At 38.3% G+C, this 240-nt stretch carries 1 protein-coding gene; it reads right to left on the reverse strand.

Annotated features, from left to right (window positions below; translation table 11 throughout):
• Nucleotides 1–196 (reverse strand): tRNA-dihydrouridine synthase (locus tag AAEY57_RS20965; protein ID WP_350608778.1); only part of this gene is annotated, 196 nt, incomplete at its 3' end.
• Nucleotides 197–240 lie beyond the last annotated feature (44 nt).

Consider the following 240-nt stretch of genomic DNA (forward strand, 5'->3'; position numbering starts at 1 on the left):
GCACAGGAGTACCTGCTCGCGTAAATCCATTATTATGTAGTTCAGGGCAAAATCGATGAAAAACTTTATCAGGTAAGCATGTTTCAACCACTCTTACAAACTCGGTAACGCACAAATCGAACCCACCAATGTCTGTGAGTAATTGGCGCATTTTAAAATCAACGACACCTTCCATAGGTGCTAAAACAAGTTTCATAAAGTGATTAATTTTGATAAAAAACTGGACGCATAGTTTACCTG

It is taken from the genome of Pseudoalteromonas sp. MER144-MNA-CIBAN-0113, assembly GCF_040308965.1.
GTDB lineage: Bacteria > Pseudomonadota > Gammaproteobacteria > Enterobacterales > Alteromonadaceae > Pseudoalteromonas > Pseudoalteromonas tetraodonis.